Raw genomic sequence first — 26439 nt, 5'->3', positions numbered from 1 at the left:
GGCCGACGGTGGGTCAGGGTCGGTAGTTCTCCCAACCGTCGCAGAACGGCGGTCCCCAGGCCTTGATGACCTCCTCGATCTCGTCGGCGACGGCGGTGATCGCGGCGGCCTCCTCGGCCGTGTAGCGACCCTGCTCGACGGCGAGCTCGAGCTCGTCCTCGTCCTTGCGGTGGAAGGTGCGGTCGGGGTCGACCCAGATGTCGAGGACGTGGTCGCGCGTGTAGGTGCCGCTCTCGTCGCGGGTGTGGGGGTCCTCGATGTTGCAGTACCAGCCGACGAAGTCGCCGGTGTCGGCGTCGAAGAAGACGAGCACCGACCACGGGCGCCCCGGCTCGTGGAGGCGCAAGGTGTGGTGGGCGAAGAACGCCCGGTCGACCATCTTCCGCGGCGCGGTGAACACCGTCGCTGGGTCGGCGCGCAGCTCCCGTCCGTCGGCGCGGATCGCCACCCGGCCGAGGGTCCCGACGGTCAGCCAGGTCGCCAGCAGCTCGGCGTCGTCGCGCACGACCGTCATCGGGTAGATCCAGGAGGGCTCGCCCGGGCGTCCGTAGGTCCAGGTGATCTGCTCGCCGCGCTGCCAGTACGGCGGCGTGCCCGACGGGCGTCGTCCGAGATCGTCCACGCGCCCCTTCCTATCAGCGCGGCCTACCAGAGGGTCAACGCCCGGCGATGGCGACGATCGCGTCGGTGAGCTCGTCGGGTGCGTCGAGCGCGAGCAGGGTGCGGGCGCCCTTGACCGGGATGAACTCCGCGTCCGTGAAGGCGGCGTGGAGCCGGCGTCCGAGCGAGGGACGGAACGCCCGGTCAGCCATGCCCCAGATCACCGTCACGTGCAGCTTCACGTCCCTCAGGCGGGTGGAGACGTCCAGCAGGTCGGCGGGGTCGAGGTTCTGCAGCAGGCGCACCGTGTCGCGTCGTACTCCTGCGTCGGTGCGACACGGCTCGATCCAGGACCGGGTCAGCTCGGCCGGCAGGTTCTTCGCGAGGAGTCCGTAGCCGAGCCACGACTGGCGCAGCAGCCGGTTGCCCATCCGTCCGGCGATGACCTTGGCGCCCGCCTCGCTGCGGAGGAGGGGGAAGACCAGGGTGAACGGGAAGGGCGGGAACGCGTCGAAGGCGTCGCAGTTGGCGAGCACGAGGCGACCGACCCGAGAGGCGTCCACGTCGGACGCGGGGTCGACGACGAACTGGCACAGCGCACCACCGGTGTCGTTGCCGACCAACGTGACGTCGGTCAGGTCGAGGGCCTCGAGGAAGTCGGTGATCAGCCGCGCGACGCCTAATGGCGACTGGTCGGCGTCGTCGGGCAGCGGGATGCGGTGCGAGCCGAGCGGCCAGTCCGGTGCGTAGGAGCGGATGCCGCGGGCGGCGAGCCGATCGGCGACCGGCGCCCACAGCGTCCCGTCGGCCAGGACGGGATGGACGAACACCACGGGCGGCGCGGTGGAGTCCGCAGGTCCGGCGACGTGATAGTTCAAGGTGGCGTGGGGGAGCTCGATGGTGGGCATGTGGGGCCTCCGGGTGCAAGACTTACGTACAGGATGTACGTAAGTTACAAACAGACTGTAGGTAAATGACGAGACGTACGCAAGCAGACCGGTCGGCAGCGACCCGATCGGCGCTGGTCGCCGCGGGTCGCCGGCTCTTCGCCGAGCACGGATTCGCCGCGGTGGGGACCGAGGCGATCGTCGCCGAGGCCGCCGTCAGTCGCGGGGCGCTCTACCACCACTTCGCCGACAAGACCGAGCTGTTCGCCGGCGTGCTCGAGGCGGTCGAGGCGGGCATCACCGACACGATCGCGACCGCCGCCCTGACGGGGGACGACCTGACCTTCGGCGCCGTGATGACGCGAGCGTTCGACGCCTGGCTCGATGCCTGCGAGCAGCCCGACGTGCAGCGGATCCTGCTCACCGACGGGCCCTCGGTCCTCGGCTGGACCCGGTGGCGCGCGATCCTCCAGCCCTACGTCATGACGCTGATCGAGTCATCGCTCCTCCAGGGCATCGCTGACGGTTCCGTCGTCGACCTGCCGGCCCGGCCGCTCGCCCACGCGCTGATCGCCGTCGGCGAGGAGGCCGCTCTCTACATCGCCTCAGCCGATGACCGGGAGGTGGCCCGGCAGGAGATGTCGGTCGTGATCGAGCGCCTGCTGACCGCGCTGGTCGCACCGTGACCCGATCGACACCTCCCGTCCGGAATGCAGAGCCGGTGCAGGCGGGTTGTGCTCTGTCGTGACTGCCGAGCCGACGACTGAGACGCCCGCTGTCGAGCCGACCGTCGCGACCGCTCGGCCCGGCCTCGCGATCCTTGCGCTCGCCGTGGGCGGCTTCACGATCGGCACGACCGAGTTCATGACGATGGGCGTGCTGCCGGAGATCGCCAGTGGCGTCGACGTCTCGGTGCCGACCGCAGGCCGGATCATCTCCGCCTACGCCGTCGGCGTGGTGATCGGCGTCCCGATCCTGGCCTTCTTCGGCGCTCGCCTCCCGCGCCGCGGGATGCTCGTGGCCCTGATGGGCGCCTACGGAGCCTTCAACCTCCTCAGCGCGGTGGCGCCCGGTTATGGGGTGCTCACGGCGGCCCGGTTCCTCGACGGCCTGCCGCACGGCGCCTACTTCGGCGTCGCCAGCCTGGTCGCGGCGAGCCTCGTGGTGCCGGCCAAGCGGGGGAGGGCCGTCGCCAGCGTGATGCTCGGGCTCTCGGTCGCCAACGTGATCGGTGTCCCGCTCGCGACCTGGCTCGGACAACAGGCGGGCTGGCGGTCGACGTACCTCCTGGCCGCAGGCCTTGCCTTCCTGACCGCAGCCCTGGTCCTGGCGGCGGTGCCGTCGGTCCCGGGTGACTCGGAGACGAGCGGCCGCAAGGAGGCGCGGGAGTTCTTCACCAGCCTCCAGGTCTGGCTCACGATGGCGGCCGGAGCGATCGGCTTCGGCGGTATGTTCGCCGTCTACTCCTACATCGCCAAGACCGTCACGGTCGTCGGCGGTCTCGACCGCGGCACCGTGCCGTTCTTCGTGCTCGCCCTCGGGCTGGGCATGGTCGTCGGCACCCCTCTGGCTGGCGAGCTGGCCGGGTGGTCGGTCTACCGCAGCCTGCTGCTGTCGGCTGGATTCGGCTCGCTCGTCCTCGTGGCCTACTTCTTCGCCGCGCCCGGTGGGTGGGCGCTGTGGCCCGTCGCCTTCCTGGTGACCGCGACCGGCTCCGTCCTCGTCGTCAACCTCCAGCTGCGCCTGATGGACGTCGCCGGCGGCGCCGTCACGCTCGGCGCGGCGATGAACCACGCGGCTCTCAACGTCGCCAACGCGCTCGGCGCCTGGCTCGGGGGCGTCGTGATCGCCGCAGGGTGGGGCTACCGGGCCCCGGCGCTCGTCGGTGCCGGCCTCAGCGCCTTGGGCGTGCTGATCCTGCTCTGGTCGGCGCTGGCGCACCGCAAGGAGGGCGTGGCCGCCCGCTCCTGACCGTGTCACGAGCGCGAGCCGAATGCGTGTCCCGGCGCGGCTCCTGAAAGAATCGCCCCCATGTCCGCGACGACTGAGCAAACGCTGCCGCAGACGGCCGAGCCGGTGACGCCCGAGGGCGGTGCGCGTCCGCGCGTCCTTTCCGGCATCCAGCCGACCGCGGACTCGTTCCACTTCGGCAACTACCTCGGCGCGCTCCGCCAGTGGGTCGACCTCCAGCGCGACCACGAGCCGTTTTTCTTCATCGCCGACCTGCACGCGATCACCGTCGAGCAGGACCCGAAGGTGCTGCGCGAGCGCACCCTGCGAGCGGCTGCCCAGCTGCTCGCGATGGGCATCGACCCGGCTCGCTCGTCGATCTTCGTGCAGAGCCAGGTGCCCGAGCACGCCCAGCTCGCCTGGGTCCTCAACTGCCTCACCGGCTTCGGCGAGGCCCGCCGGATGACGCAGTTCAAGGACAAGTCGGCCAAGCAGGGGGAGGGGGCCGCCTCGGTCGGCCTGTTCACCTACCCGATCCTCCAGGCCGCCGACATCTTGCTCTACCGCCCGCACTTCGTGCCGGTCGGTGAGGACCAGCGCCAGCACCTCGAGCTCACCCGCGACCTCGCGCAGCGGTTCAACAGCCGCTACAAGAAGACCTTCCGGCTGCCGGAGCCCTACATCCTCAAGGCGACCGCGAAGATCTGCGACCTCCAGGAGCCGACCGCGAAGATGTCGAAGTCGGCGTCGTCGCCGAGCGGCATCATCGAGATGCTCGACGACCCCAAGGTCAGCGCGAAGAAGATCCGCTCGGCCGTGACCGACTCCGGCTCCGAGATCCGCTTCGACGCCGAGGAGAAGCCGGGCGTCAGCAACCTGCTCACGATCTTCTCGGCGCTCAGCGGAGAGCCGATCTCCGCGCTGGAGGAGCAGTACGTCGGCAAGGGCTACGGCGCCCTCAAGGGCGACCTCGCCGACCTCGTGGTCACCTTCGTGACCCCCTTCCGTGAGCGCACCCTCGAGCTGCTCGACGACCAGGCCCACCTGACTGCTGTGCTCCAGCAGGGGGCCGAGACCGCCGGCGCCGTCGCCGAGGCCACGCTGCGCGACGTCTACCAGCGGGTGGGGTTCGTCGCGCCCACCCGCGGCATCGCGGGGGCCTGAGGAGTGCCGACGATCGGCGTCGCCATCGCGATCCCGGAGCCGTGGGCGACCCAGCTCCAGGACTACCGGGCCGACATCGGCGACCCCACCGCCGACGGCGTGCCGACCCACATCACCCTCATCCCGCCGCTCGACGTCGACGACCTCGCCGACATCGAGGCGCATCTCGAGCAGGCTGCGCAGGAGCAGCCGGGCTTCCGGGTACACCTGCGCGGAACGGGTACCTTCCGGCCCGTGTCGCCCGTCGTGTTCATCGGTCTCGCCGAGGGGATCTCCCAGTGCGAGCAGCTCGCCGACGCCGTACGACGGGGGCCGCTGGGCGTCGATCTCGACTACCCCTACCACCCCCACGTGACCGTCGCCCACCACCTCGGCGACGACGAGCTCGACCGCGCGTTCGACGACCTGGCGGGCTTCGAGTGCTCCTTCGAGGTGGGCGACTTCCGCCTCTACGTCCATGCGGGGGAGCAGGGCTGGCAGTCGAGCCGGACCTTCCCGCTCCAGCCCGCAGGATCCTGACCTTCGACCCCCAGGGGTGATCTCGGTGCCCGCGATGCTCGACAAGCTCAAGGCGAAGGTGGCGCGCGAGCGTGAGCGCCGACCGTGGCTGGACCAGGTGGTCCGCACGGTCGAGCACTACAGCGAGGTCAGGGGCAGCATCGAGGCCGGCGCCGTCACCTACTTCGCCTTCATCTCCTTCTTCCCGATCCTCGCTCTTGCCTTCGCGCTCGTCGGCTTCGCCGCCCGCGTGTACGACGGCGCCGAGTCCGACCTCGTCGAGGTCATCAACGGAGTGCTGCCGGGGCTCGTCGGCAACGGTGAGGGTCAGGTGTCCCTGAGCGACATCCGCGACGCGGCCCCCGGCATCTTGTCCGTCGGCCTTCTGCTGGTGCTCTACTCCGGCCTCGGCTGGCTCTCCAGCATGCGGCAGGCGTTGGGCGTGATGTTCGTGCTGCCTGAGCGCGAGCAGCCCGGTTTCGTGGCAGGGAAGGTCCGCGACCTCGCCGCGCTGGCGGCGCTGGGGTTCATCCTGATGCTGAGCGTGGGTGTCTCGGGCGTCGTACGCGGCGCCTCGGAGCAGATCCTCGACTGGATCGGGCTCGGCTCGGGCCTCGGCTGGCTGCTCACGGTGCTGGCGGTGATCATCGGGATGGCGGCCAACGCGCTGCTCTTCTTCGCGCTCTTCGAGATCCTCGCCTCGCCCGAGGACGTGCCGCGCCGCGCCGTGTGGTCCGGTGCGATCGTCGGCGCCGTCGGCTTCGAGGCCCTCAAGCAGGTCTCCCAGCTGCTGCTGCAGTCGACGGCGAGCTCGCCGGCCTTCCAGGCCTTCGGCATCGCCCTGATCCTCGTCGTCTGGATCAACTACTTCTCCCGCGTCGTCATGTATGCCGCCTCCTGGGCCTACGTCCATCCGGCGTCCCGCGCGGAACGGAAGAACGTCTGAGGCAACCGACCGGGATCGCCACGCGTCATCAATGCAGTGCTGCATACTCGGCAGCGCTCCAGCCGCTGTTTCCCGGGAGGTAGTGAGATGAGTCGACGTCAGCGCACGACGAGGGCCAAGGTGCAGCGCTCACGGGTGGCGGCGGAGAAGACTCTGCGACGACGGAGTAGGTCCCGGAGAGCGGCGACCGCGGCTGCGGCAGCGATGTCGCTGGCCGGCACCGGGGCGGCGGTAGCAACCGTCGCGCCTCCGGCAGCGGCACTTCCGGCATCGTCGGGCGCTCGCGACTGCACCGGCACCACCCCCGACAGCAACCCGCGCAACCTCACCGACGCGGACGGCACGCTGTTCTTCACCGCGTCCGACGACCGAGGCAACGCTCTTTGGCGGACCGGCGGGACGGCGGGCTCCACCGTGCTCCTCAAGCGGCTGCCCTCCAGCGGCTACTACGACTACGACGACAGCGGCGACATGGCCGCTGTCGGGGCCACGATGTTCTTCACCATGGAGGGCGACGACGAGGTCGGCGAGCTGTGGAAGTCCGACGGCACCAAGGCCGGCACCGTGCTCGTCAAGCGTTTCCCCGACGGCGGGAGCGAATACGGCGGTGGACCGTCGGACCTGGTCGCGGTCGGCGATCGGCTCTTCTTCACCGCGTCCTCCGACGGGCGTGACTCCGAGCTGTGGCGCTCCGACGGCACGAAGGCCGGCACTGTCTTGCTGAAGGACTTCGGCACGACGGGCGGCGGTTACAGCGAGTACGGCGGGCCCTCGGAGCTGACGGCGGTCGGCGACCGGCTCTTCTTCTCCGCCAGCGACGACGACCACGGGCAGGAGCTGTGGCGGTCCAACGGCACGAAGGCCGGCACCGTCTTGGTGAAGGACGTCCGCCCCGGGTCCTACAGCAGCTACGCCAGCGGGTTCGTCGCGCTCGATGACCAGGTCTTCTTCCGTGCCAGGGACGGCGTCCACGGCAGCGAGCTGTGGGTCTCCGACGGCACGCCGGCGGGCACGGAGATGGTCGAGGACATCCGTCCGGGCGCGGCGTCCGGTGGGCCGGACGACATGGTGGCCGCCGGCGACCGGGTGTTCTTCTCCTCCGACGCCCCGACCGACGGGCACGACCTGTGGGTGTCCGACGGCACCGCAGCAGGCACGGTGTTCGTCAAGCACTTCGAGACCACCGACGACGAGTACAGCTACGGCCTCGGGGACATCGTCGCGCTCGGCGACGACGTGTTCTTCACGGCCGACGACGGCGTCCACGGCAGCGAGCTGTGGCGCTCTGACGGCACCGACGCCGGCACGGTCCTGGTCAAAGACATCCGGCCCGACGACTATGCGAGCGACCCGGGCTACCTGACCGCCGTCGGCTCCTCCGTCTACTTCACCGCGCGCGACGGGGTGAACGGGCGGGAGCTTTGGGTCTCCGACGGCACCGAGGCGGGCACCGAGCTGGTCGAGGACATCTACAGCAACGGTGCGAGCAACCCGCAGGAGCTGACCGCCTCCGGAGGAGACCTCTTCTTCCACGCCCGCGACCGGACCCACGGCGACGAGCTCTGGCGCTCGACCGACGGCACGGCAGCCGGCACCGACCTCGTGCTCGACATCAACAAGGGCGGCGCCTTCGCGATCTCGACGCGGGCCCGTCTCAACGGGACCAATTCCGTGCTGCAGGTCGGCGGGGAATTCGAGGGCTCGGGCACCGTGGAGGTGGCCCCTGTGGGAGCCGGTGGATTCAAGGCGTTCACCCAGGACATCACCACCAACGACACGGACTACGTCACCCTCGGCCTCGAGCTGACCCGTGCCGCGAAGCGGACGCTTCGTCGGACAGGCACGGTCGAGATCGGTGCCAAGTTCACCTTCACCTCGTGCGGCGGCGGGGAGCGGAGCATCACGCGGACCTACCACCCGAGGAAGCGGTGAGCGACGGCTCCGACGTCACGGCCACCCCTGCGCCGACCGAGGTCCGGTTCCAGCACAGCGCCGACCTGCCCCGGCTCCTGGCGGACGCCGGGTGCGCACTGCTGGTCTCGACCTACCAAGCGGGACAGGTCGTCGGAGTCGGGACTGCGGGGGAGAGCCTCACGTTCTCCTTCCGTCGTTTCGACCGCGCGATGGGGATGGCCGTCGGCGTCGACCGGCTCGCCGTCGCCGGAAAGGACCAGGTGTGGATCCTGCGCGACCACTCCGACCTGGCCCCGGCGATGGCGCCGACCGGCACGCACGACCGCTGCTGGCTGCCGCGCTCGTCGTTGGTCACCGGCAACATCTCAGCCCACGAGGTCGCGTGGGGGAGGACATCGGCGGGCGATCCCGACCTGTGGGTCGTCAACACCCGCTTCTCCTGCCTGGTCGGTCTCGACGACCGGCACAGCTTCGTGCCCCGGTGGCGGCCGTCGTTCATCTCCCGGCTGGCGCCGGAGGATCGCTGCCACCTCAACGGTCTGGCGATGCGCGACGGCGGGCCCGCGTTCGTGACGGTGATGGCCCTCGCCGACGAGGCGGGCGGCTGGCGCGCCGACCGCAACCAGACCGGGACGGTGCTCGACGTCGCGTCCGGAGAGGTGGTCACCACCGGGCTCGCGATGCCGCACTCACCACGCTGGCACCGCGGGCAGCTCTACGTGCTCAACTCCGGCATGGGCCGCCTCGAGCGGGTCGACCCTGCCTCGGGCCAGCGCGACGTCGTCGCGCTGTTGCCCGGCTACGCCCGCGGCCTCGCGATGTACGGCGACCTCGCCTTCGTCGGACTGTCCCGGATCCGGGAGACGACCACGTTCGGCGGCACCCCGCTGGCGCCGTACCACGACCAGCTCAGGTGCGGCGTCGGTGTCGTCGAGCTCAGCACGGGCCGGACCGTCGGCACCCTGGAGTTCGCCAACGGGGTCGAGGAGATCTTCGACGTGCAGGTCGTCGCCGGGACGCGGAGCCCGACCTTCGGCGGCTCGGCGGACGACGGCGACGACGTCTGGGTGCTGCCGGCCCAGGCCGAGCCGGCCTGACCCCTCAAAAAACCGTCGAGCCCGCAGCCGGTAGGCCGCGGGCTCGACAAACGTGCGTCAGTGGCCGTGCTTCATCGCGGTCCGGAGGTCGCGGTTGAGCTGGCTGATCACGTCGAGCGGGATCTCCTTGGGGCACGCCGCCGCGCACTCACCGATGTTGGTGCAGCCGCCGAAGCCCTCGTAGTCGTGCTGCGCCGTCATGTCGACGACGCGGCTCCACCGCTCCGGCTGACCCTGCGGGAGCTCGCCGAGGTGCGTGATCTTGGCGCCCAGGAAGAGCGAGGCCGAGCCGTTGGGGCAGGCCGCCACGCAGGCGCCGCAGCCGATGCAGGTCGCCACGTTGAACGCGCGCACGGCGTTGTCACGCGGGACCGGCACCGAGTTGGCCTCGGGGGCCGAACCGGTGTTGGCGGAGATGTAGCCACCCGACTGGATGATCCGGTCGAAGGCCGACCGGTCGACGACGAGGTCCTTGACGACGGGGAACGCGCCGGAGCGCCACGGCTCGATCGTGATCGTGTCGCCGTCGTTGAAGGACCGCATGTGCAGCTGGCAGGTCGTGGTGACCTCGGGGCCGTGCGGCTCACCGTTGATCATCAGCGAGCACATGCCGCAGATGCCTTCGCGACAGTCGGAGTCGAACGCGATCGGCTCCTCGCCGAGCTCGTTGAGCTGCTCGTTGAGGACGTCGAGCATCTCCAGGAAGCTCATGTCCTGGGAGATGCCGGCCACCTCGTAGGTGTGGATCTTGCCCTTGTCGACGGCGTCGGTCTGGCGCCAGATCTTCAGGGTCAGGTTCATGTTGCCGCTGCTCACTTGTAGCTCCGCTGCTTCATCTCGATGGCGGTGTAGACCAGGTCTTCCTTGTGCAGGATCGGCGTGCCCATGTCGTTGGACGCGGCGTCGCCGCCCCACTCCCAGGCCGCGACGTAGGCGAACTCGTCGTCGTGACGCAGCGCCTCGCCGTCCTCGGTCTGCGACTCGCCACGGAAGTGGCCGCCGCAGGACTCACGCCGGTTGAGGGCGTCGATGCACATCAGCTCGCCGAGCTCGATGAAGTCGGCGACGCGACCGGCCTTCTCCAGGCTCTGGTTGAGCGAGTCGGCGGTGCCGAGCACCTTCAGGTCGCTCCAGAACTCGCGCTTGAGCTCACGGATCATGTCGATCGCCTTGCGCAGGCCCTCGGCCGTGCGCTCCATGCCGCAGTACTCCCACATGATGTGGCCGAGCTCGCGGTGGAAGCTGTCGACCGAGCGGGAGCCGTTGATCGAGAGGAACTTCTCGATCCGCGCCTCGACGTCGGCGCGGGCCTCGGTCACAGCCGGGTGGTCCTCGCCGATCTCCTCGAACGGGCCGTCGGAGAGGTAGTCGCGGATGGTGTGCGGCAGCACGAAGTAGCCGTCGGCCAGACCCTGCATCAGGGCCGAGGCGCCGAGGCGGTTGGCGCCGTGGTCGGAGAAGTTGGCCTCGCCGGTGACGAAGAGGCCCTTGATCGACGACTGGAGGTCGTAGTCGACCCACAGGCCGCCCATGACGTAGTGCACGGCGGGGTAGATCCGCATCGGGACCTCGTAGGGGTTCTCACCCGTGATCCGCTCGTACATGTCGAGGAGGTTGTCGTACTTCTCCTCGATCGCGTCCTTGCCGAGACGCGCGATGGCGTCCTTGAAGTCCAGGTAGACGCCGCGGCGGAAGTCGCCGACCATCGGGCCGACGCCGCGGCCCTCGTCGCACATGTTCTTCGCCTGGCGAGACGCGATGTCGCGGGGGACCAGGTTGCCGAAGGAGGGGTAGATCCGCTCGAGGTAGTAGTCGCGGTCCTCCTCGGGGATGTCGCGCGGGTCCTTGGCGCAGTCCTCGGCCTTCTTGGGCACCCAGATGCGACCGTCGTTGCGCAGCGACTCCGACATCAGGGTCAGCTTTGACTGGTGGTCGCCGGAGACCGGGATGCAGGTCGGGTGGATCTGCGTGTAGCAGGGGTTGGCCATGTAGGCGCCCTTGCGGTGCGCACGCCACGCGGCGGTGACGTTGGAGCCCATCGCGTTGGTCGACAGGTAGAAGACGTTGCCGTAGCCGCCGGAGGCGAGCACCACGACGTCGGCGAGGTGGGTCTCGATCGCGCCGGTGACCATGTCGCGGGCGATGATGCCGCGGGCCTGGCCGTCGGCGACGATCACCTCGAGCATCTCGTGGCGGGTGTACTCGGTGACGGTGCCGAGCTTCACCTGGCGCTCCATGGCCTGGTAGGCGCCGATGAGGAGCTGCTGGCCCGTCTGGCCGCGTGCGTAGAACGTCCGCGACACCTGGACGCCGCCGAAGGAGCGGTTGTCGAGGAGGCCGCCGTACTCACGGGCGAAGGGCACGCCCTGCGCGACGCACTGGTCGATGATGTTGGTCGACACCTCGGCCAGGCGGTAGACGTTGGACTCGCGCGAGCGGTAGTCGCCGCCCTTGACGGTGTCGTAGAAGAGACGGTGCGTGGAGTCGCCGTCCTCCTTGTAGTTCTTCGCGGCGTTGATGCCGCCCTGGGCCGCGATCGAGTGCGCCCGGCGCGGGGAGTCCTGGTAGCAGAAGGACTTCACGTTGTAGCCGGCCTCGCCGAGCGTGGCGGCGGCAGCGCCACCGGCCAGGCCGGTGCCGACGATGATGATCGAGAGCTTGCGGCGGTTGGCCGGGTTGACCAGGCGCGCCTCGAACTTCCGGGTCTGCCAGCGGTCGGCGATGTCGCCGGCCGGGGCCTTGGTGTCGGCGATCGGCTCGCCGAGCGTGTAGTAGCCCGAGGCGTCGTCGTAGGCGCCGGCGGAGGGCTCGTCGTGGGAGTGGTCGGACGTGAGGGTGGTGTCCGGCATGTCGGTCATGAAAGAAGATCCCTTGTCTAGCGCTCGATGAGGCCGGTCAGGACGGCGATCGGGACGAGTGAGAAGCCACCCGCGATGAGGATCGCGATCGCGAACGAGATGGTCTTGACGCGGGCGCGGGCCTCGGCGGTCCCGGTGAGGCCGAGCGTCTGCATCGAGCTCCACACGCCGTGGTGCAGGTGCGCGCCGAGCATCGCCATCGCGGCGAGGTAGATGAGGGTCATCCACCACACGTCGAAGGTGTCGACGAGCAGGTTGTAGGGGTCGTCGGTCGACCCGCCCTGGACGTTGACCTTGCCGAAGGTGAAGTTGACCAGGTGCCACACGATGAAGAGGAACAGCGTGAGGCCGCCCCACCGCATCAGTCGGCTCGCCGGGATCGCGCCGGTGTGCTTCTTGACGACGTACTTCACCGGCCGCGCCTTCTTGGCGCGACGCGTCAGCTCGATCGCGCAGGCCACGTGGATGATGAGCGCGAGCAGCAGCCCGCCGCGCATGATCCAGATGAAGCCCATGTGCGGGAGCATCGGCTCGCCGAGCTCGCGCAGGTGGTGCGCGTACTCGTTGAAGGCGTCGTGTCCGGAGAACGCCTTCAAGTTGCCGTACATGTGCCCCAGCACGAAGCCGACGAAAGCGAGGCCGCTGAGGGCCATCAGGAGCTTGAGTGCGATCGAGGTGCGGGAAGCTCGCGCTCCCTCGACGAGTTTGGGCCTGGTCGTTACGGGATTCGCCACAGGCGGTCACGCTACCTCGCGCGCGTGAGGACCGCACAAAGGGTCCACTGTGAGGTACGTCCTTTAGGGCACCCTAACCTAGCAAACAAGTCGGTGTGGCCCCTTTCACAATCGGCCTGCGGTGTGCAGACTCAGCCCCGGCAGTCGCTGGAGCGGCCGTCTGGTGCTGAGGGGCGAGATCCGGAGGTGCAGGTGTCGACAGGCGTACACGGTCCTGGGCGAGCGCAGATCGAGGAGCGGACACTCAGGACGGATCGCTGGTGGCTGGCGCCACTGACGACGTTCCTGGTCTTCGGCACCTTCGTGGTCTACGCGACGGTCCGGGCCTTCGCGAACCGCGACTATTTCGCTGAGCCCTACCTCTCACCCTTCTACTCGCCGTGCCTCGGCGACTGTGTCAAGGGTTCGTCGGACTTCGGCCAGCCCTTCGGCTGGTGGCCGCTGTCGGCGGCGCTGATCATCCTGATCTTCCCGTTGGGCTTCCGGATGACCTGCTACTACTACCGCAAGGCCTACTACCGGGCCTTCTGGCTCTCGCCGCCCGCCTGCGCGGTGGCCGAGCCGCACGGCTCCTACAGCGGCGAGACCCGGTTCCCGCTGCTCGTGCAGAACCTGCACCGCTTCTTCTGGTACGCCGCCGTGGCGGTCGGCCTGATCCTCACCTACGACGTGTTCCTGGCCTTCCAGGCGATGCCCGACGAGTACGCGCTCGGGGACGGTGAGACCGGTGGGATCCACATGGGTCTCGGCACGTTGCTGATGGCGGCCAACGTCACGTTCATCTGGCTCTACACGCTCTCGTGCCACTCCTGCCGCCACATCGTCGGCGGCCGGCTGCGGCACTTCTCCAAGCACCCGGTGCGCTACAAGCTCTGGACCTGGGTGTCCAAGCTCAACGCCCACCACCCCAAGTACGCCTGGTACTCCCTGTTCTCCGTGGCGCTGGTCGACCTCTACGTCTTCCTGCTCGCCAGCAACGTGATCGACGACGTGAGGTTCTTCTAGATGACGCGGCACCCCCTGACCGGCAACGAGATGTCGGGCGACGCCCAGGGCGGCATGGAACGGCACCAGTACGACGTCATCGTGATCGGCGCGGGCGGCTCCGGCCTGCGCGCGGCGATCGCGGCGCACGAAGCGGGCGCCCGGGTCGCCGTGGTCTGCAAGTCGCTGCTCGGCAAGGCCCACACGGTCATGGCCGAGGGTGGCTGTGCCGCCGCCATGGGCAACCTCTACCCCGACGACAACTGGCAGGTGCACTTCCGCGACACCATGCGTGGCGGGAAGATGCTCAACAACTGGCGGATGGCCCAGATCCACGCCCAGGAGGCGCCGGACCGAGTCATGGAACTCGAGGACTGGGGCGCGCTCTTCGACCGCACCTCTGACGGTCTGATCAGCCAGCGCGACTTCGGCGGCCACCGCTACGCGCGCTTGGCCCACATCGGTGACCGCACCGGCCTCGAGATCATCCGGACGCTCCAGCAGCGCCTGGTCGCGTTGGGCATCGACGTCTACATGGAGTGCACGGTCACCGACCTGCTCAAGCGCGACGGCGCGATCGCGGGCGCGTTCGGCTACTGGCGCGAGTCGGGCCGGTTCATCGTGTTCGACGCCCCGTCGGTCGTGCTCGCCACGGGCGGCTTCGGCAAGGCGTGGAAGGTCACCTCGAACTCCTGGGAGTACACCGGTGACGGCCACGCGCTGGCCCTGCGCGCCGGCGCCACGCTCATCAACATGGAGTTCGTCCAGTTCCACCCCACGGGGATGGTCTGGCCGCCGTCGGTGAAGGGCCTCCTCGTCACCGAGTCGGTCCGCGGCGACGGCGGGATCTTGAAGAACTCCGACGGTGAGCGCTTCATGTTCAACCACATCCCGGAGTTCTTCCGCTCCGAGACGGCCGACTCCATCGAGGAGGCCGACCGGTGGTACGAGGACAAGAAGAACAACCGCCGCCCACCCGAGCTGCTGCCGCGTGACGAGGTGGCCCGTGCGATCAATGCCGAGATCAAGGCGGGGCGGGGGTCACCGCACGGAGGTGTCTTCCTCGACATCGCCAGCCGCCGTACGCCGGAGTTCATCAAGAAGCGGCTGCCGTCGATGTACCACCAGTTCAAGGAGCTGGCCGACGTCGACATCACCGCGGAGCCGATGGAGATCGGACCGACCTGCCACTACGCCATGGGCGGGATCGAGGTCGATCCCGAGACGGAGGTCTCGGTCGTCCCGGGCCTCTACGCCGTGGGCGAGTGCTCCGGCGGCATGCACGGGTCCAACCGGCTCGGCGGCAACTCGCTGTCGGACCTGATCGTGTTCGGCAAGCGTGCCGGCGACTCGGCCGCGGCCTACGCGGCCGGGCTCCCGTCGCGCCCCGAGGCCAGCGACATCGACATCGAGGCGGCCAAGGCGAGCGCGCTGGCGCCGTTCGAGGTGGAGGGCCGCGAGAACCCGTACACGATCCAGCAGGACCTCCAGCAGTCGATGAACGACCTGGTCGGCATCATCCGTGAGGGCTCCGAGCTCGAGCAGGCGCTGGTCGAGGTCGAGCGGCTGAAGGAGCGGGCCAAGACGATGGTGGTCGAGGGCCACCGCCAGTACAACCCCGGCTGGCACCTGGCGATCGACCTCCGCAACATGCTGCTCGTGGGGGAGTGCGTCGCCAAGGCGGCCCTCGCCCGCGAGGAATCCCGCGGCGGTCACACCCGCAACGACCACCCGGGCCCCAACCCGGAGTGGGGCAGCAAGAACCTCGTGCTGCGGCTCAACGCCGCGCGCGACGGCGTCGACATGACCGAGCAGGCCATCACCGCGATGCCCGACGACCTGCAGAAGTTCTTCGAGTAGGGAGGCTGACATGACTGGCTACCAGCTGAAGATGCGGGTCTGGCGCGGCGACGCCGATGGCGGTGACCTGGGCAACTACGAGGTCGAGGTGTCGGAGGGCGAGGTCGTCCTCGACGCGCTCCACCGACTCCAGGCCACCCAGGCGGGTGACCTCGCCATCCGGTGGAACTGCAAGGCAGGCAAGTGCGGCTCGTGCAGCGCCGAGGTCAACGGCAAGCCGCGGCTCATGTGCATGACCCGGCTCTCCGACTTCGACCCGAGCGAGACGATCACCGTCACGCCGTTGCGGGCGTTCCCGGTGATCCGTGACCTGGTCACGGACGTGTCCTACAACTACGAGAAGGCCAAGGAGCTGCCGGGCATCGAGCTCGGACCTCGCGACGCCGACGGCAAGCGCCGGATGATGCAGGTCGACGTCGAGCGGGGCCAGGAGTTCCGCAAGTGCATCGAATGCTTCCTGTGCCAGAACACCTGCCACGTGGTGCGCGACCACGAGGACAACAAAAAGGCGTTCGCCGGGCCGCGGTTCTTCCTGCGCTACGCGGAGCTCGACATGCACCCGCTCGACACCCGCGACCGGCGCGACGCCGCCCGCGACGAGGCGGGCATCGGGCTGTGCAACATCACCAAGTGCTGCACGGAGGTCTGCCCCGAGGGCATCAAGATCACCGACAACGCGATCATCCCGATGAAGGAACGCGTCGCCGACCGGAAGTACGACCCGCTCGTCTGGCTCGGCAACAAGATCGGGCTGCGCAACAAGGACAACGAAGGCCGCACCCCGGTCTGAGCCGCAAGGACGATCAAGCAAGGCAGTGCGCCGCGGGCGCACGATGGTCCGGTGACCGCGACCGACTCCTTCCACGACTTCGTCGACCACCTGGCCGACGCCCTCGTGGACGGCGCCGTCGCTGACGCCACGGGTGAGGAGTGGGCCGCACGGTTCCACTTCTCGCGCTTCCACTTCGACCGGATGATCAGCAGCGTCGCCGGTGAGCCGCCGGCAGCCTTCCGTCGTCGGATCCTGCTCGAGCGAGCCGCCTACCGCATGGTGACGACGTCGGCGCCGCTCATCGACATCGCGGTCGAGGCCGGCTACGGCTCCCACGAGGCGTTCACCCGCGCCTTCGCCCGCGCGTACGGCGTCGCCCCCGCCACCTGGCGCCGGAAGCCCACCCAGATCCGCATCGCTGCTCCGAGCGGCGTCCACTTCCACCCGCCGGGCAGCCTGCGGCTGCCCGCACGACCGACCGAGAAGGTGACCTCGATGGACCTGATGACCGCGATGGTGGAGCACCACGTGTGGCTGACCGGTGAGATGGTCCGGGTCGCCGGGCAGCTCACCGACGACCAGCTCGACCAGCAGATCGTGCTCGACGTCGACGACGACCAGCAGACGATCCGCTCGCTCCTGTCCCGCCTGGTCGGGCAAATGGGGATGTGGAATGCCGCGATGGCCTCGCGGGAGTACGACTGGTCGGTGGAGGAGCACGAGTCCCTCGACTCGCTGCGGGCCCGGCTCGCCGAGGAGGGCCCGACCTACCTCGGTCACGTGCGTGACGTGGTGGGCCGGGAGGCGCTCGACGAGACCTTCGTCGACGCGCTCTGCGAACCCGCCGAGGTGTTCACCTACGGCGGGATGATCGCGCACGTGCTGACCTTCGCCGCCCACCGCCGGACCCTCGTCGCGCTCGCGCTCAGCCGCCACGGCGTCGAGGAACTGGGCTGGGGCGATCCGATGCGTTGGGTCGCTCAGCCGACCGCCTGACGCCTCAGGCCGCGAGCGGCGCGGGCACGGGATAGTGCCGCGCGACGAGCTCATCGACCGCGTCCACCCACGTACGGCGCAGTGCCCGCACCCGGGCGGCGTCGCCGAGGAGGCCGCGGTGCCGGTCGCCGACCACGGCTGCCACGGCACGGCGCAGGTCGCGGGCGTCCGACGGGTCGTAGAGCACGCCGGTCTCGAGGTGGCGGACCACGTCGGCTGCGCCACCGGCGCGCGGTGCGACGGTGGGGACGCCGGAAGCGGCGGCCTCGCGGAGGGCGTGGCAGTCGGTCTCGAGCTCTCCCGGGTGGACCAAAACGTCGAGGGTCGGGAGCGCGACGGTCAGGTCGCCGGTCGTCAGCGGGCCGGTGAACCGAGCGCCCTGGAGGCGCTTCTCGAGCCACTCGCGCTCCGGACCGTCGCCGATCACCACGAGTCGGATGCCGCGCAGGTCGGCGAGCTCGGCGAGGCGTCGTACGCCGTGCCGCTTGTCCAGGCTGCCGACGTAGCCCACGACCACGTGGCGCCCGTCCTTGGCGCGGGCTTTCGACCACGCGTCCTGAAGCCACGGGTCGCGCAGGGTCGGGTTGAAGGCGCGGGTGTCGACGCCGGGCTCCCACAGCGTGGCCTCCGCGCCGAGCTCGGCGACCCGGCCGACCATCCACGGGGCGGTCACCAGCAACGTGTCGGCGCGGTCGGCGACCTTCGCGCGCCAGTAGTCGGCGGCGAGGTCGAGGATCGGCGACTGCTCGACGACGAGGGTGGGGATGCCGGAGCGCTTCGCGTGCTTGAGGGCCTTGCGGCCGACGAGCCGCGGGGACGTGGCCTGGACCAGATCCGGCTCGAACGCCTCGATCGCGCTGCGGATCTGGGCGCCGCCGGGCTCCAGCGGTCGCACCCGAACCACGTCGCAGCCGCGGTACGTCGCGAGGCCCGGGCCCGGCGCGATGATCCGCACGGTGTGGCCGAGGTCGACCAGCCGATCGGCCGTCGCCTTCATCGTGGTCGTGGTGCTGTCGACGGCCGGGTAGAACGTCTCGGTGACAAGAGCGATCCTCATGACCCCACCCTGGGCGGTCAGGTTGACCGGTTGCCCCGATGTCGGTGGACACGGCGTGAACGTCCGCCGTGGGTTGAGGCGCGAGCGGAGCGAGCCTCGGAACCGAGGCGCTTGATGTCGGTGGTCGCGCCTAGGTTGGCGGACATGGAGATCAAGCTCGAACTGGTGGCGGTGCCCGTGCGCGACGTCGACCGGGCCAAGGAGTTCTACGAGCGGGTGGGTTTCGTGGTCGACCACGACCACACGGTCAGCGACGACGTCAGGTTCGTGCAGCTGACCCCTCCGGGATCGGCCTGCTCGATCGCGATCGGGAAGGGCCTGACGACGATGTCGCCCGGCGCGCTCGACAACCTGCAGGCGGTCGTCGCCGACGCTGATGCCGCGCTTGCCGACCTCACGGCGAAGGGCGTCGAAGCCAGCCCGGTCGACGAGCAGCCCTGGGGCCGTTTCGTCTACTTCGCCGACCCCGACGGCAATCGATGGTCGCTCCAGCAGATCCCTAAATGGGGCTGATTGCGCCCAGGAACATCTCGTTGGTTGCCCTGTGGGTAACAACGCGTGACATATGCCACGGCTGGGACGCTGAAACCCGTTCCCCCTCCTCGCCGTATCCTCACGACCGTGACAACAGGTGACACGAGCAGCGGGACGAGCACACCTCTCGCCCTTGCTGCCGAGCAGGACGTGCACAGCCAGGAGGAGTGGGAGGCCGCGACCGCGGCCGTTCTCCGCAAGGCGCGTCGGCTCGGTGAGGACGACCCCGACGCGGCGGTCTGGGGCAAGCTGACCCGTACGACGCTCGACGGCATCGAGATCACCCCGGTCGGCGTGCCCGGCGGCGCGACCGCGTCGGTGCGTCCGCAGCGCGCCGGCGCGTGGGACATCCGTTCCTTCGTGTCGCACCCGGACGCCAAGCTCGCCAACGAGGAAGCGCTCGTCGACCTCGACGGCGGCGTGACCAGCCTCTGGGTCGCCTTCGACGACGACACCGACCTGAAGGCCGTCCTCGCGGGCGTGCTCCTCGACCTCGCGCCGGTCGTGCTCGACGCCCAGACGTCTCCGACCGCCGCAGCCACGGCGCTGCTGGCCTATGCCGACGAGCGTGGCGTCGACCTCCACCCCGACAGCAACCTCGGTGCCGACCCGCTCGGTGCGATGCTCCGCGAACTGCCGCTCGCGGTCGACGAGGCTGTCGCCGAGCTGCGCGACCTCGCCGTCCAGGCCCGGACCGCCGGCATCCGGGCGATCGTGGTCGACGCGACCGCCGCCCACGACCTCGGTGCCAGCGACGTGCAGGAGCTCGGCTGGTCGATCGCGACCGGTGTCGCCTACCTGCGCTGGCTGACCGATCACGGACTCGACCTGGCCGACGCCGCGAACCTGATCGAGTTCCGCTACGCGGCCACCGACGAGCAGTTCCCGACGATCGCCAAGCTGCGCGCCGCGCGCCAGCTCTGGGCGAGCGTCCTCCAGCACTCTGGCCTGCCCGTCGACGTGGACGTCGCGCAGCGGCAGCACGCGGTGACCAGCAGGCCGATGTTCAGCAAGTACGACCCCTACGTCAACATGCTGCGCGGCACCATCGCGGCCTTCGCCGCCGGTGTCGGTGGCGCTGACGCCGTCACCGTGCTGCCGTTCGACGCCTCGCTGGGTCAGCCGGAGGGCTTCGGCCGCCGGATCGCGCGCAACGTCAGCCACCTGCTCATCGACGAGTCCCACGTCGCCGCGGTCGCCGACCCGGCCGGCGGTGCCTACGCCGTCGAGGGGCTCACCGCCGACCTCGCCGCAGCGGGCTGGGCCGCCTTCCAGCAGCTCGAGCAGGAGTGGGAGGACGGCCACGACCTCACGCCGTTCCGCGAGCGCATCGCCACCACGGTGGCCGAGCGCGAGCGCGAGATCGCGCGCCGCAAGCGGCCGCTCACGGGGCTCACCGAGTTTCCCAACCTGGCCGAGGAGCTTCCTGCCCGCGACGCCGACCCGTTCAACGACCGGGTCGCCCGCTACGGAGCCTCGTTTGAGGCGCTCCGCGACGAGCCGGCAGCAGCTCCGGTCTTCCTCGCCACGCTCGGCACCGTCGCCCAGCACACCGCGCGTGCCACCTTCGCGACCAACCTGCTCGCCGCCGGCGGCATCGCGGTCGACGTTGCCGGACCGACGTCCGGCGTCGACGAGCTGGTGGCGTCGTACGGCGACCAGAAGGTCGTCTGCCTCGCGGGCACCGACGCCGCCTACGGCGAGTGGGGCGGTGCCGCCGTCGAGGCGCTCCGCGCCGCGGGTGCGCAGCACGTGATCATCGCGGGCAAGCCCGACGCCGTGGAGGCGGAGGTCGACGACGCCGCTGCCATGGGCGTCGACGCGCTCGCCTTCCTCACCATGACCCGGGAGAAGCTGTCGTGAGCATTCCGAAGAGCTTTGCGGACCTGCCGCTGGCTGGCGGGAAGGCCGCGGTCGCGGCGCCCGGCGGCGAGGGGTGGCACAGCCCCGAGGGCATCGAGATCAAGCCGTCCTACGACGCGAGCGACCTCGCCGGCCTCGACGCGCTCGACACCTGGCCGGGCCTGAGCCCGTTCCTGCGCGGGCCCTACCCGACGATGTACACGACGCAGCCGTGGACGATCCGGCAGTACGCCGGCTTCTCCACCGCCGAGGAGTCCAACGCCTTCTACCGCCGCAACCTCGCGGCCGGCCAGAAGGGCCTGTCGGTCGCCTTCGACCTCGCGACCCACCGCGGTTACGACTCCGACCACCCGCGCGTGCGCGGTGACGTCGGCATGGCCGGCGTGGCGATCGACTCGATCTACGACACCCGCACCCTGTTCGACGGCATCCCGCTCGACCAGATGAGCGTCTCGATGACGATGAACGGCGCGGTGCTCCCGGTGCTCGCGCTCTACATCGCTGCGGCCGAGGAGCAGGGGGTGAAGCCGGAGCAGCTCTCGGGGACGATCCAGAACGACATCCTCAAGGAGTTCATGGTCCGCAACACCTACATCTACCCGCCGACGCCGTCGATGCGGATCATCTCCGACATCTTCGCGTTCACCAGCCAGCGGATGCCGCGGTTCAACTCGATCTCGATCTCCGGCTACCACATGCAGGAGGCCGGGGCGACCGCCGACCTCGAGCTCGCCTACACGCTCGCCGACGGTGTCGAATACATCCGCGCCGGCCTCGAGAGCGGCCTGACGATCGACCAGTTCGCGCCGCGCCTGTCCTTCTTCTGGGCGATCGGCATGAACTTCTACATGGAGGTCGCCAAGATGCGCGCGGCCCGGGCGCTGTGGAGCCGGCTGGTCCGCCAGTTCGACCCGCAGAACCCGAAGTCGCTCTCGCTGCGCACGCACAGCCAGACCAGTGGTTGGTCGCTGACCGCGCAGGACGTCTTCAACAACGTCGGCCGTACGGCGATCGAGGCGATGGCCGCGACCCAGGGGCACACCCAGTCGCTGCACACCAACGCGCTCGACGAGGCGATCGCCCTGCCGACCGACTTCTCCGCGCGGATCGCGCGCAACACCCAGCTGCTGCTGCAGCAGGAGAGCGGCACCACCCAGACGATCGACCCGTGGGCCGGCTCCTACTACGTCGAGAAGCTCACCCACGACCTCGCGGAGCGCGCCTGGGCGCACATCCAGGAGGCCGAGGCGGCGGGCGGCATGGCGGCCGCCATCGAGCAGGGCATCCCGAAGATGCGCATCGAGGAAGCCGCTGCCCGCACCCAGGCGCGGATCGACTCGGGCGCCCAGAAGGTCATCGGCGTCAACACCTTCCGGTTGCCGGCCGAGGACCCGCTCGACGTCCTCAAGGTCGACAACGACGAGGTCTACCGCCAGCAGATCGCCAAGCTCGAGCGGCTCCGTGCCGAGCGCGACCAGCGCGACGTCGACGCGGCCTTGGAGGCCCTCACCCGCAGCGCTGACACCGGTGACGGCAACCTGCTCGACCTCGCGGTCACCGCGGCCCGCCACAAGGCGACGGTCGGGGAGATCTCCGACGCGCTGGAGAAGGTCTACGGACGCCACCAGGCCGTGATCCGTACGATCTCCGGCGTGTATCGCGACGAGGCCGGACTGGCCAACGACGGCGCCGGGGACTCCTTGGTCACCCAGGTGCGGGTCGCGACCGACGAGTTCGCCGAGGCCGAGGGTCGTCGCCCGCGCATCCTGGTGGCGAAGATGGGCCAGGACGGCCACGACCGCGGCCAGAAGGTCGTGGTGTCCGCCTTCGCCGACATGGGCTTCGACGTCGACGTGGGCCCGCTGTTCTCCACGCCCGAGGAGGTCGCGCAGCAGGCGATCGACGCCGACGTGCACATCGTCGGTGTCTCGTCGCTCGCCGCCGGCCACCTCACGCTGCTCCCCGCGCTGAAGCAGGCGCTCGCGGAGCACGGGCGCGAGGACATCATGGTCGTCATCGGTGGGGTCATCCCGCCCGACGACGTGCCCACGCTCAAGGAGATGGGCGCGGCCGCGGTGTTCCTGCCCGGCACGGTCATCGCCGAGTCGGCGCTCGACCTGCTCGCCAAGCTGCGCGACCAGCTCGACCACTGATGGCCTCTTGATGGACGTCGCCGGCCTGCTCGACGGCATCCGGGAGAGTCGGCGTGCCCAGGTCTCGCGGGCGATCACGCTGGTCGAGTCGACCAGCCCGAAGCACCGCGAGAAGGCTCGCGAGCTGTTGGCGGCGTTGGTTGAGGTGCGAGCGCAGCGAGCCTCGAAACCAGCCGTCCGCGTCGGCATCTCCGGCGTACCGGGCGTCGGCAAGTCCACGTTCATCGAGGCGCTCGGCAGCCGCCTGACGGCGCAGGGCCACCGCGTGGGTGTGCTGGCGGTCGACCCGTCGAGCGTCCGCACGGGCGGGTCGGTTCTGGGCGACAAGACCCGGATGGCGCGCTTGTCGGTCGACCCCGCCGCCTTCATCCGCCCGAGCCCGTCGGCGGGCACCCTCGGTGGCGTCGCCCGCGCGACGACACAGGCGATGGCGGTGCTGGAGGCCGCCGGCTACGACGTGATCCTCGTCGAGACGGTCGGGGTGGGTCAGTCGGAGGTGACGGTCGCCGGGATGGTCGACACGTTCCTCTTCCTCACGCTCGCCCGCACCGGTGACCAGCTGCAGGGCATCAAGAAGGGCATCCTCGAGATCGCCGACGTCATCGCGGTCAACAAGGCCGACGGTGATCGTGAGCTGGAGGCCAGGGGAGCCGCCCGCGAGCTCGCCGGCGCGCTGCGGCTCGTCCGTGGCCACGGGGAGTGGGCCCCGCCCGTCGTGACCTGCTCCGGGCTCAACGACCTCGGCGTCGACGACGTCTGGCAGAAGGTCCTCGACCACCGCGGCCACCTCGGCGATGAGGGCCTCGCGGCGAAGCGGGCCGAGCAGCAGCTCGACTTCACCTGGGCGCTGGTCCGCGACGAGCTCGATCAGCGGCTCCGGCACTCCCCGGGCGTCACAGCAGTGCAGGCGGAGGTGCGCGCCGCCGTACTCGCGGGGGAGCTGACCGCGCCGCTCGCCGCCGACCGCATCCTCGAGGCCTACGGCCAGGACTAGCGGGGACCAGCAGGGCGAGCCGGGACTAACATCGACCTGATGTCCACCAGCCCTGGCGACCCGAGCGCCGTACCCGTCGAACGCGTGATCAACAGCGTCGTCGACAAGTACGGCGACGACCTGATCGACTTCCGGCGCGACCTGCACCGGCACCCCGAGCTCTCGTGGGACGAGAAGCGCACCACCGACCGGGTCGTCGAACGGCTCGAGCAGGCCGGCTGGCGGGTCACCCCGGCGCAGCGCAGCGGCGCCGTCGCCGAGCTGGGTGACGGCGAGAGGGTCGTCGCCCTGCGTGCCGACCTCGACGCACTCCCGGTCCAGGACCTCACCCAGGACCCGTGGACCAGCAAGGTCCCCGGCGTGGCCCATGCGTGCGGTCATGACGTGCACACGACCGCCCTGGTCGGTGCGGCCCAGGCGCTCGCGGAGGTGCACGCGCAGGGTCGGCTGCCGGGGCGGGTCCGCCTGCTCTTCCAGCCGGCCGAGGAGGTCATGCCGGGCGGGGCCGTCCACCTGGTCAACCACGGTGCGCTGGAGGACGTCGAACGGATCTACGCGCTGCACGCGGAGCCTGCGGTCGACGTCGGCACGATCGGGGTGCGCACGGGCCCGATCACCAGCGCGGCCGACCGGATCGAGGTCCGGCTGGAGGGAAGCGGAGGACACACGTCGCGGCCGCACCTCACCGGCGACCTCACCTTCGCGCTCGCCAAGATCACCAGCGAGCTCCCGGCGGTCCTCAGCCGTCGGATGGACCCGCGGGCCGGCGTCAGCGTCGTGTGGGGCGTGCTGCGCGCCGGTTCCGCGCCCAACGTGATCCCCGACCAGGGCATCGCCGCCGGGACGGTGCGGATCCTCGACTCGGTCGCCTGGGCCAGCGTGGAGGCCGTGGTCCGCGAGGCGGTCCTCGACATCGTGCGCCCCTACGGCGTCACGGCGGCCGTCGACTACCTCCAGGGCGTGCCGCCCGTGGTCAACGACGCCGCCAGCACCCAGATCGTCGCGGCAGCGGTCGACGCGGTGCTCGGCAGCCACCACCGCACCGAGGTCCCACAGAGCCTCGGCGGCGAGGACTTCGGCTGGTACCTCGCTGCCGTCCCGGGCGCGATGTTCCGCCTCGGCACCCGCACGCCGGGTGGAGCGACCTACGACCTGCACCAGGGCGACCTGCGGATCGACGAGCACGCGGTGGCGATCGGCGCGCGGGTGATGGCCTCCGTCGCGCTGCGGTCCCTGGTCACCGCGAGGGGCTGAGTCACGGCGGTGTCACCGCGGTGCGAAGTGACTCAACTCGATAACACTTAAGAAAATTCGATTGCAACCGCCCCTTCCGCCGAAACTCGCCGTTAGGGTGCTGCGGAATGCCCCGCCGGGGGGCGTGTACAGCTCGAATCCAGGAGGACGCCGTGAAGAAGACGGCTCGAATCGCGGCGGTGGGTGTCATCGCGGCGCTCGCCCTGACCGCTTGTGGTGACCGCGAGGACGACAAGAAGGGCGACGACACGAAGAGCAGCTCCGCTCCGACTGACGTGTCCAGCAGCCCGACCGACGCGCTCGACCAGTACCCCGACTTCAAGGCTTGCATGGTCTCCGACTCCGGCGGCTTCGACGACAAGTCCTTCAACCAGACGTCCCACGACGGTCTGACCAACGCGGTGGCCGACTACGGCGTCCAGTCCGCCGAGGTCGAGTCCAACGACCCGTCGCAGTTCGCCGACAACATCCAGAGCATGGTCGACGAGGGCTGCAACTCGATCACCACGGTCGGCTTCCTGCTCGCGGACGACACCATCGCCTCGGCGACGGAGAACCCCGACATCGACTACTCGATCGTCGACTTCGCCTACTTCGACGACAAGGGCAACAACACCGCCCCGGCCAACCTGAAGGGCCTGACCTTCAACACCGGCCAGCCGTCGTTCCTCGCCGGCTACCTCGCCGCCGCCAAGACCCAGTCCGGCGTCGTCGGCACCTTCGGTGGTCTCAACATCCCGACGGTGACCATCTTCATGGACGGCTTCGCCCAGGGCGTCGACTACTACAACGAGGAGAACGGCACCGACGTCGCGGTCCTCGGTTGGGACCGTGAGAAGAAGGACGGCTCCTTCACTGAGGACTTCGAGTCCACCACCAAGGGCCAGAACGTCGCCGAGGAGCTCATCAGCCAGGGTGCCGACATCATCTTCCCGGTCGCCGGTCCCGCGGGTCTCGGTGGTCTCCAGGCCGCCAAGGACAACGGCGCCTGGGGCATCTGGGTCGACACCGACGGTTGTGTGTCCGCCTCTGAGTACTGCGACATCCTCCTGACCTCGGTCATGAAGGGCATGGACGTCGCCGTCGAGCAGGGCATCGCCGACGCTGCCGCCGGCACGTTCAGCAACGAGCCCTACTCGGGCACGCTGGAGAACGGCGGCGTCGACCTGGCGCCGTTCGGCCCCAACGCGGACATCGACGACGACCTCTCGGCCACCATCGATGACCTCAAGCAGCAGATCATCGATGGCACCATCGAGGTTGGCGCGCCCTGATCGGTTGAATCTGATCTGGTGAGACGACAGGTCGGGGTGGTCGCACGACC

General features: G+C 69.8%; 23 protein-coding genes. 17 read left to right on the top strand and 6 right to left on the bottom strand.

What is annotated here, in order from left to right; all coding sequences use genetic code 11:
- Positions 1–13 precede the first annotated feature (13 nt).
- Positions 14–622, bottom strand: a complete 609-nt coding sequence (locus tag F0U44_RS02385; RefSeq protein WP_149726639.1) for a ribonuclease FAU-1 family protein — start codon at positions 620–622, stop codon at positions 14–16.
- Between the two features lie 34 nt (positions 623–656).
- Positions 657–1508, bottom strand: coding sequence for an alpha/beta fold hydrolase (locus tag F0U44_RS02380; RefSeq protein ID WP_149726638.1), 852 nt, complete (start codon positions 1506–1508; stop codon positions 657–659).
- A gap of 65 nt (positions 1509–1573) precedes the next feature.
- On the opposite strand from F0U44_RS02380, the gene F0U44_RS02375 reads away from it, so the two are divergent.
- The 7 genes from F0U44_RS02375 (at position 1574) to F0U44_RS02345 (ending at position 9056) form a co-directional block, all read left to right on the top strand.
- Positions 1574–2173: a TetR/AcrR family transcriptional regulator gene (locus tag F0U44_RS02375; RefSeq protein ID WP_149726637.1), complete on the top strand. Its 600-nt coding sequence runs from the start codon at positions 1574–1576 to the stop codon at positions 2171–2173.
- Positions 2174–2231: 58 nt separating this feature from the next.
- Positions 2232–3458, top strand: coding sequence for an MFS transporter (locus tag F0U44_RS02370; RefSeq protein WP_149726636.1), 1227 nt, complete (start codon positions 2232–2234; stop codon positions 3456–3458).
- A 60-nt stretch (positions 3459–3518) separates the two neighbouring features.
- Positions 3519–4601 carry a tryptophan--tRNA ligase gene (gene trpS / locus F0U44_RS02365; protein WP_149726635.1) on the top strand — a complete coding sequence of 361 codons (1083 nt, stop codon included), beginning with the start codon at positions 3519–3521 and terminating at the stop codon, positions 4599–4601.
- Between the two features lie 3 nt (positions 4602–4604).
- Positions 4605–5120: a 2'-5' RNA ligase family protein gene (locus F0U44_RS02360; protein ID WP_149726634.1), complete on the top strand. Its 516-nt coding sequence runs from the start codon at positions 4605–4607 to the stop codon at positions 5118–5120.
- 34 nt (positions 5121–5154) lie between these two features.
- On the top strand, positions 5155–6045 hold the full coding sequence (locus tag F0U44_RS02355; protein ID WP_246160336.1) for a YihY/virulence factor BrkB family protein: 891 nt from the start codon (positions 5155–5157) through the stop codon (positions 6043–6045).
- 87 nt (positions 6046–6132) lie between these two features.
- The gene (locus F0U44_RS02350; protein ID WP_149726632.1) at positions 6133–7977 is read left to right on the top strand and encodes an ELWxxDGT repeat protein; all 1845 of its coding nucleotides are present in this window, start codon (positions 6133–6135) and stop codon (positions 7975–7977) included.
- Positions 7974–9056, top strand: coding sequence for a TIGR03032 family protein (locus F0U44_RS02345; RefSeq protein ID WP_149726631.1), 1083 nt, complete (start codon positions 7974–7976; stop codon positions 9054–9056). Before F0U44_RS02350 ends, F0U44_RS02345 begins: the two co-directional genes overlap by 4 nt.
- Positions 9057–9113: 57 nt before the next feature.
- Here F0U44_RS02345 and F0U44_RS02340 read toward each other — a convergent pair whose 3' ends face one another.
- Genes F0U44_RS02340 through F0U44_RS02330 form a run of 3 tightly spaced genes read right to left on the bottom strand, consistent with a single transcriptional unit; the run spans position 9114 to position 12648 of the window.
- The gene (locus tag F0U44_RS02340; protein ID WP_149726630.1) at positions 9114–9857 is read right to left on the bottom strand and encodes a succinate dehydrogenase/fumarate reductase iron-sulfur subunit; all 744 of its coding nucleotides are present in this window, start codon (positions 9855–9857) and stop codon (positions 9114–9116) included.
- Positions 9858–9868: 11 nt separating this feature from the next.
- Positions 9869–11905, bottom strand: coding sequence for a fumarate reductase/succinate dehydrogenase flavoprotein subunit (locus tag F0U44_RS02335; RefSeq protein WP_149727502.1), 2037 nt, complete (start codon positions 11903–11905; stop codon positions 9869–9871).
- Positions 11906–11931: 26 nt separating this feature from the next.
- Complete coding sequence (locus F0U44_RS02330) at positions 11932–12648, bottom strand: succinate dehydrogenase cytochrome b subunit (protein WP_246160250.1); 717 nt, start codon at positions 12646–12648, stop codon at positions 11932–11934.
- Between the two features lie 192 nt (positions 12649–12840).
- Between F0U44_RS02330 and sdhC the strand changes: the two genes are divergently transcribed.
- Genes sdhC through F0U44_RS02310 form a run of 4 tightly spaced genes read left to right on the top strand, consistent with a single transcriptional unit; the run spans position 12841 to position 17260 of the window.
- Complete coding sequence (sdhC, locus tag F0U44_RS02325) at positions 12841–13653, top strand: succinate dehydrogenase subunit SdhC (RefSeq protein WP_149726629.1); 813 nt, start codon at positions 12841–12843, stop codon at positions 13651–13653.
- Positions 13654–15492 carry a fumarate reductase/succinate dehydrogenase flavoprotein subunit gene (locus tag F0U44_RS02320; protein ID WP_246160249.1) on the top strand — a complete coding sequence of 613 codons (1839 nt, stop codon included), beginning with the start codon at positions 13654–13656 and terminating at the stop codon, positions 15490–15492.
- 10 nt (positions 15493–15502) lie between these two features.
- Complete coding sequence (locus tag F0U44_RS02315) at positions 15503–16282, top strand: succinate dehydrogenase/fumarate reductase iron-sulfur subunit (RefSeq protein WP_149726628.1); 780 nt, start codon at positions 15503–15505, stop codon at positions 16280–16282.
- Between the two features lie 51 nt (positions 16283–16333).
- Positions 16334–17260 (top strand): helix-turn-helix domain-containing protein, encoded by a 927-nt coding sequence (locus F0U44_RS02310; RefSeq protein WP_149726627.1) that lies wholly within the window; start codon positions 16334–16336, stop codon positions 17258–17260.
- 4 nt (positions 17261–17264) lie between these two features.
- Here the strand turns inward: F0U44_RS02310 and F0U44_RS02305 are convergent, their stop codons facing one another.
- Positions 17265–18317, bottom strand: coding sequence for a glycosyltransferase (locus tag F0U44_RS02305; protein WP_149726626.1), 1053 nt, complete (start codon positions 18315–18317; stop codon positions 17265–17267).
- 144 nt (positions 18318–18461) lie between these two features.
- Here F0U44_RS02305 and F0U44_RS02300 point away from each other — a divergent pair, with 144 nt between their 5' ends.
- The 6 genes from F0U44_RS02300 to F0U44_RS02275 all read left to right on the top strand — a co-directional run bounded on the left by F0U44_RS02300 (position 18462) and on the right by F0U44_RS02275 (position 26389).
- Positions 18462–18830, top strand: a complete 369-nt coding sequence (locus F0U44_RS02300) for a VOC family protein (protein ID WP_149726625.1) — start codon at positions 18462–18464, stop codon at positions 18828–18830.
- 108 nt (positions 18831–18938) lie between these two features.
- The gene (locus F0U44_RS02295) at positions 18939–20714 is read left to right on the top strand and encodes a methylmalonyl-CoA mutase family protein (RefSeq protein ID WP_149726624.1); all 1776 of its coding nucleotides are present in this window, start codon (positions 18939–18941) and stop codon (positions 20712–20714) included.
- Positions 20711–22867, top strand: coding sequence for a methylmalonyl-CoA mutase (gene scpA / locus F0U44_RS02290; RefSeq protein ID WP_149726623.1), 2157 nt, complete (start codon positions 20711–20713; stop codon positions 22865–22867). Before F0U44_RS02295 ends, scpA begins: the two co-directional genes overlap by 4 nt.
- A 10-nt stretch (positions 22868–22877) precedes the next feature.
- On the top strand, positions 22878–23861 hold the full coding sequence (gene meaB, locus F0U44_RS02285) for a methylmalonyl Co-A mutase-associated GTPase MeaB (RefSeq protein WP_149726622.1): 984 nt from the start codon (positions 22878–22880) through the stop codon (positions 23859–23861).
- 39 nt (positions 23862–23900) lie between these two features.
- Entirely contained in the window at positions 23901–25115 is a 1215-nt protein-coding gene (locus F0U44_RS02280) for an amidohydrolase (RefSeq protein WP_149726621.1), read from the top strand.
- Between the two features lie 152 nt (positions 25116–25267).
- A complete protein-coding gene (locus F0U44_RS02275) occupies positions 25268–26389 on the top strand; it encodes a BMP family lipoprotein (protein WP_149726620.1) in 1122 nt (373 codons plus the stop codon).
- Positions 26390–26439: the final 50 nt, after the last annotated feature.

The sequence above is a fragment of the Nocardioides humilatus genome, from assembly GCF_008373755.1.
GTDB lineage: Bacteria > Actinomycetota > Actinomycetes > Propionibacteriales > Nocardioidaceae > Nocardioides > Nocardioides humilatus.
This window is presented reverse-complemented; position numbering and strand designations above follow the sequence as displayed.